The organism is Haemophilus parainfluenzae (assembly GCF_003252795.1).
GTDB classification, from domain to species: Bacteria; Pseudomonadota; Gammaproteobacteria; order Enterobacterales; family Pasteurellaceae; genus Haemophilus_D; species Haemophilus_D parainfluenzae_K.
In genome coordinates, this window is sequence record NZ_QEPQ01000001.1 from 513,413 (window position 1) to 519,819 (window position 6,407).

Annotated in this window: 3 protein-coding genes and 2 rRNA genes; 3 read left to right on the forward strand and 2 right to left on the reverse strand. The window is 40.5% G+C overall.

Features of this window, described 5'->3' with window-relative positions:
* Position 1 precedes the first annotated feature (1 nt).
* The 3 genes from mutL to glnE are packed head-to-tail and all read left to right on the forward strand — an operon-like array spanning position 2 to position 5,741.
* The gene (gene mutL, locus DPV81_RS02405) at positions 2–1,849 is read left to right on the forward strand and encodes a DNA mismatch repair endonuclease MutL (RefSeq protein WP_111386584.1); all 1,848 of its coding nucleotides are present in this window, start codon (positions 2–4) and stop codon (positions 1,847–1,849) included.
* A gap of 1 nt (position 1,850) precedes the next feature.
* Positions 1,851–2,804 carry a tRNA (adenosine(37)-N6)-dimethylallyltransferase MiaA gene (gene miaA / locus DPV81_RS02410; protein ID WP_111386586.1) on the forward strand — a complete coding sequence of 318 codons (954 nt, stop codon included), beginning with the start codon at positions 1,851–1,853 and terminating at the stop codon, positions 2,802–2,804.
* A 3-nt stretch (positions 2,805–2,807) separates the two neighbouring features.
* On the forward strand, positions 2,808–5,741 hold the full coding sequence (glnE, locus tag DPV81_RS02415; protein ID WP_111386587.1) for a bifunctional [glutamate--ammonia ligase]-adenylyl-L-tyrosine phosphorylase/[glutamate--ammonia-ligase] adenylyltransferase: 2,934 nt from the start codon (positions 2,808–2,810) through the stop codon (positions 5,739–5,741).
* Between the two features lie 167 nt (positions 5,742–5,908).
* Here the strand turns inward: glnE and rrf are convergent.
* Together rrf and DPV81_RS02425 are read right to left on the reverse strand one after the other, a co-directional pair.
* Positions 5,909–6,024, reverse strand: a 5S ribosomal RNA gene (rrf, locus tag DPV81_RS02420).
* Between the two features lie 148 nt (positions 6,025–6,172).
* Positions 6,173–6,407 (reverse strand): 23S ribosomal RNA (locus DPV81_RS02425); the annotation flags it as partial.

A 6,407-nucleotide genomic window follows, 5' to 3' on the forward strand; every position in this document is an offset into this window, starting at 1 on the left:
TATGGCAATCAAAATTCTTTCTCCACAGCTGGCTAATCAGATTGCCGCAGGTGAGGTGGTCGAACGCCCTGCCTCTGTGGTGAAAGAATTGGTGGAAAACAGCCTTGATGCCGGTGCCAATAAAATTCATATTGATATTGAAAACGGCGGCGCCAGCCTGATTCGTATTCGAGATAATGGTAGTGGCATTCCTAAAGAAGAATTAAGCCTCGCACTGGCTCGACACGCAACCAGTAAAATTGCCGATCTTGATGATCTCGAAGCCATTTTAAGTTTAGGTTTCCGCGGTGAAGCCCTTGCTAGTATCAGCTCGGTTTCTCGTCTCACGCTTACCTCTCGCACAGCTGAGCAAAATGAAGCATGGCAGGTTTACGCACAGGGACGAGAGATGGAAACTACAATTAAACCTGCGTCTCATCCAGTCGGTACAACAGTTGAAGTGGCGAATCTCTTTTTTAACACGCCAGCTCGTCGTAAATTCTTACGCACCGATAAAACAGAATTTGCTCATATTGATGAAGTCATTCGCCGAATTGCTTTAGCAAAATTTAATATCGCTTTTACGCTCACTCATAACGGCAAAATTGTTCGACAATACCGCCCAGCGGCAAATGAAGAACAACAACTAAAACGCGTTGCTGCCATTTGTGGCGATGATTTTGTTCAACATGCCTTACGTATTGATTGGAAACATGATGATCTGCATCTTTCTGGCTGGGTGGCGACACCTGAATTTACCCGTTCTCAGAATGATTTAAGCTATTGCTATATCAATGGACGAATGGTGCGCGATAAAGTGATCACCCACGCCATTCGTCAAGCTTATGCGGAGCATTTGCATACTGAGCAATACCCTGCATTTGTACTATTTATCGATCTCAATCCACATGATGTCGATGTCAACGTGCACCCAACAAAACACGAGGTGCGTTTCCATCAAGCGCGTTTAATTCATGATTTTATCTGCCAAGGCGTAACAAATGCGCTCAATGCCATTCCTCAAGCTGAATTGGATTTAGCGTCAACGATGAATGAGGCAAGAGAGCCTTCAGCTTCATATCAAACCCACTATGAACCAAAACCCAATCGTGCAGCGGCAGGGCAAAATATTTTCGCCTCGAATTATCATCAGCCTCGTGAAAAACAATCTGAAAATCGACCGCACTTTTCAAACCGTAGTGATTACGTTCCGTCGTATGGTTATCGTGAACAACCTACAAAGACCGAACAACGCTTATATGGTGAATTAGTACGTCCAACAGAAGCATCTCAAGTTTTAACAACACCTGTCGTTGAACAACAACTCCCACAGACAAGTGATGCAGGCTATTTACGTGCATTGGCATTAATTGAAAATAAAGCATTGCTTTTACAACAAAATCAGCAGTTTTATTTGATGTCATTAGCTAAATTGCAAACCTTAAATTATGAATTAACCTTACAGCAAGGTGAAATTCCACAACAACCATTGCTCATTCCGATTATTTTCCGTTTAGATGAAAAACAATTTGAACAATGGCAAAAACAAAAAGCTTTTTTCCAACAAAGTGGTTTTGAATTTATTGAAAATGAAGCCCAGCTACGCCTTACATTAAATAAAGTGCCTGCAATTTTACGTACACAAAATTTACAAAAATGTGTGGTGAGCCTGCTTGCTGAACATCTAGAAAATATGCCTGATTTTCTGACCGCACTTTGTCAAACGCTAGAGATGAAACCAATTCAAGTGTTAGCGGATGCAGTCAGCTTATTAAGTGAAACGGAACGCTTACTGAATAAAGCTCATCAAGAAAAATTTAATACATTACTGAAACCGATTAACTGGCAGCCTTTTTTAACTGATTTGTAATATGACACAAAAAACTGACTCCAAACCAACCGCACTTTTTCTGATGGGGCCGACGGCCTCAGGAAAAACAGATCTTGCTATTCAATTGCGTCAAAGCCTGCCAGTAGAAGTGATCAGTGTCGATTCTGCATTAATTTATAAAGGGATGGATATTGGTACGGCAAAGCCTTCTAAAGAGGAACTAGCCCTTGCCCCTCATCGCTTAATTGATATTTTAGATCCCGCTGAAAGTTATTCTGCGATGAATTTTCATGATGATGCGCTCAGAGAAATGGCTGATATTACCGCGCAAGGTAAAATTCCGCTTTTGGTTGGCGGTACCATGTTGTATTACAAAGCATTGATTGAAGGCCTTTCTCCCCTTCCATCTGCTGATGAAAAGTTACGCTTAGAGATTGAAGAAAAAGCGCAAAAACTTGGCTGGCCAGCACTTCACCAAGAATTACAAAAAATTGATCCTATTTCTGCAGAGCGTATTAATCCAAATGATTCACAGCGCATTAATCGTGCATTAGAAGTATTCTATTTAACGGGCAAATCATTAACGGAATTAACTGAACAAAAAGGCGAAGAATTGCCTTATCAATTTTTACAATTTGCTATTGCACCAGAAGATCGTGCGGTATTGCATCAACGTATCGAACAACGTTTCCATAAAATGATCGAATTAGGTTTCCAAGAAGAAGTGGAAAAACTCTATCAACGAGAAGATCTCCATCCTGATTTGCCTTCTATCCGCTGTGTGGGCTATCGCCAAATGTGGGAATATTTACGTGGTGACTATGATCATGAAGAAATGGTCTTCCGTGGCATTTGTGCGACTCGCCAATTAGCAAAACGACAAATCACCTGGCTGCGCAGCTGGAAAACACCATTAAATTGGCTAGATAGTCTGCAACCGCAACAAGCCAAAGAAATCGTACTACGCAAGATTGACGAACATTTTAAGGGGTAAATTATGGCGCTTTCACTTCCGCTTTCGACTGAAAAACTCATTCAACTTGGCGAAGTGCTTTGCCAACATTTCCCTGAAATGAATCTTGATGAAATAACCCAACAAATCGAGCGGGATGCAATAGATCTCACGACACCAATCGGACAAATAAACTATGCTATCAGTCTGTCTGATTTCTTGGAAAAAGTCTTAAAAAAACACCCGCACTTTTTAGCTCAATGGTGGCAACATCCTCCTCAATTTTCAGATTGTCAACATTACGCTAGCCGTTTAGCTGACCAACTCTCTACTATCCAAAACGAAGAACAGCTTTACAAAACGCTACGAGATTTTCGAAATCAAGAAATGGCAAAACTTAGTTTCTGTCAAAGCTTGAATCTTGCTACCGTAGAAGAAATTTTTATTCGTCTTTCTCAACTTGCTGAGAGTCTTATCATCGGAGCGAGAGATTGGCTGTATAAACAAGCTTGCGAAGAAATGGGCACTCCTTGTGATGAACATGGCATCCCTCAGCAACTCTATATTCTTGGCATGGGAAAATTAGGTGGTTTTGAGCTAAATTTCTCCTCTGATATTGATTTAATTTTTACTTACCCTTCACAGGGAGAAACCATTGGTGCAAGACGAGCCGTTGATAATGCTAAATTTTTTACTCGTTTAGGACAACGACTGATCAATGCTTTAGATCAATTCACGCCAGATGGCTTTGTCTATCGTACGGATATGCGCCTTCGCCCTTTTGGTGACAGTGGTGCACTTGCCTTAAGTTTTTCTGCAATGGAGCAATATTACCAAGATCAGGGGAGAGATTGGGAACGCTATGCCATGATCAAAGGGCGTATTTTAAGCGCTGATGCGCAAGATCCCAATGTAAAAACCTTACAACAATTACTTCGTCCTTTTGTGTATCGACGCTATATTGATTTTAGTGTGATTCAAGCTTTACGTGAAATGAAAGGTAAAATTGAGCGTGAAGTACGTCGTCGTGGCTTAAAAGACAATATTAAACTAGGCGCAGGCGGGATTCGAGAAATCGAATTTATTGTGCAAGTTTTTCAACTGATTCGTGGTGGACGTGAGATTAAGCTCCAACAACATGAATTGCTTAAACTTCTGTCCGAAATACGGGATCTCGGTTTAATTACGCCTGAACAATATCATGAATTAAGAGATGCTTATATCTTCCTTCGTCGTACTGAAAACGTACTACAAGCTATTGATGATCAACAAACGCAACTTCTTCCGACAGATGAAGAAAATCGCCTTAGATTAATGGTCGCTTGTCGAGAATACACTTACTTAGATGAGAACAGTCAGCCTACGATAACATCTTATCCAATTGAAAACTGGGATGATTTCTATCAAATACTACAAGCACACCAACAAAAAGTGCGGTCAGTTTTTGATGCACTAATTGGTGAAGAAAAAGATGAACGTAGCGATGACAATAATCAGTGGATTGATTTTTTAGAAAGTGATCTTGATGATATTGAACAAATGCTGGTCGATAACCATATTTATGAGGACGCGATTTCCGATATCTTAGATAAACTTATTCAATTCAAAGAGGGGCTTGCGCGCCGGGTTATTGGCTCTCGAGGTCGAGAAGTTTTAGCTCACTTATTGCCAAATATCTTCACTCAAATATTTAAACAAAAAAATTACCGCACTTTATTGCCACGCATCCTCAATATTGTCGATAAAATTGCGAGTAGAACGACTTATTTGGAATTGCTCTTAGAAAATCCTCAAGCCATTGAACAGCTTATTGAACTATGTGCGCAATCACAGATGATTGCCGAACAAGTGGCTCGCCATCCTATTCTACTCGATGAATTATTAAATACTGAGGCACTACGTAATCCATTACCGTTCACACAGTACCCTGATGAATTGAAGCAATATATGCTGCGATTACCGCAAGACGATGAAGAGCAATTTATTGACGGGTTACGCCAATTCAAACAGTCTATTTTATTACGTGTTGCAGCCGCTGATATTCTAGGCGTATTGCCTGTTATGAAAGTAAGCGATCATCTCACTTATCTAGCTGAAGCAATTATTGATGCCGTTGTCAATTTTGCTTGGCAACAAGTCAGTCAACGCTTTGGTGTGCCGGAACATCTAGCTGGTAAAATAGAAAAAGGCTTTTTAGTCATTGGCTACGGTAAATTAGGCGGAATTGAACTCGGTTATAAATCTGATTTGGATTTAGTCTTTTTATACCAAGCTGTTGAAGGAGTGACTGTTGGTGGGAAGAAATCCATTGATAGCAATCAATTCTATTTAAGATTGGCTCAAAAAATTGTCAGCATCTTTAGTATGAATACCAGTGCAGGCATACTTTACGATGTTGATATGCGCTTACGTCCTTCAGGCGATGCAGGCTTATTAGGCTGTTCGCTTCAAGCATTTGAAAACTATCAACTCAATGAAGCATGGACTTGGGAAAAACAAGCGCTTGTCCGCAGTCGTGCCATTTTTGGTGAAACTGAATTAAAAGCAGAATTTGAAAAAATTCGCTGTAATGTACTTTCTGCTCAAAGAGATATCAATCAGCTAAAAATTGAAGTAAGAGAAATGCGTGAAAAAATGTACGACCATTTATCTCATACAAAAGAAGGCTTTTTTAACATCAAAACAGATCGTGGTGGCATTACCGATATTGAATTTATCGCCCAATATCTGATGCTCGCGAATGCCCCAGTTAATCCAATATTAACTAAATGGTCTGATAATGTCCGCATTTTTGATTCAATGGCTGAGTATCATATTATTTCTCTAACAGAATGTGAAAAGCTTAAATCCTGCTACGTGACACTACGTAATAAAATTCATCACCTGAACTTATTAGGAAATCCTGTCATTGTTGATGATTCGGAATTTATAGAAGAAAGAGAATTTGTTTGTTCTTTCTGGCATAAGCTCTTTTCTTAAAAAATTAAAGGAGTCTATCCCCATATATTTGGAATAAACTCCTTTTCATATATTCTCTACGTAAAAACACCTAACTTTCTACCGCTCTTATATTGTCAAAGTAATCTTTAACAAAACTCCATAAACAAAAAACCCCAAGCCATTCAGCTCGGGGTTCTACATTCAGTACCTGGCGGTGTCCTACTCTCACATGGGGAAACCCCACACTACCATCGGCGCATCGGCGTTTCACTTCTGAGTTCGGTATGGGGTCAGGTGGGACCACCGCTCTATCGCCGCCAGGATTATTCCTTTAATAACTTTTCTCTCTCTTTCTGCTCCGCTATCTCTAGCGCTCACAACCAAACAAGCTGATTTAACTTCAAAACTTTCTCTTCGTCTCTGAGTTTCGTCTTTGTATCATTACAACACCCAAAACCCTTGAGCGTTGTATAGTTAAGCCTCTCGGGCAATTAGTACATGTTAGCTCAACGGCTCGCACCGCTTACACACCATGCCTATCTACGTCTTAGTCTTAAACAACCCTTACTGTCTTAAAGACAGGGAGAACTCATCTCTTGGCAAGTTTCGTGCTTAGATGCTTTCAGCACTTATCTCTTCCGCACTTAGCTACCCGGCAATGCGTCTGGCGACACAACCGGAACACCAGTGGTGCGTCCACTCCGG

Excerpts from the sequence above, each read along its gene's own strand:
- mutL (WP_111386584.1), top strand. The coding sequence starts at position 2 with ATGGCAATCAAAATTCTTTCTCCACAGCTGGCTAATCAGATTGCCGCA.
- miaA (WP_111386586.1), top strand. The coding sequence starts at position 1,851 with ATGACACAAAAAACTGACTCCAAACCAACCGCACTTTTTCTGATGGGG.
- glnE (WP_111386587.1), top strand. The coding sequence starts at position 2,808 with ATGGCGCTTTCACTTCCGCTTTCGACTGAAAAACTCATTCAACTTGGC.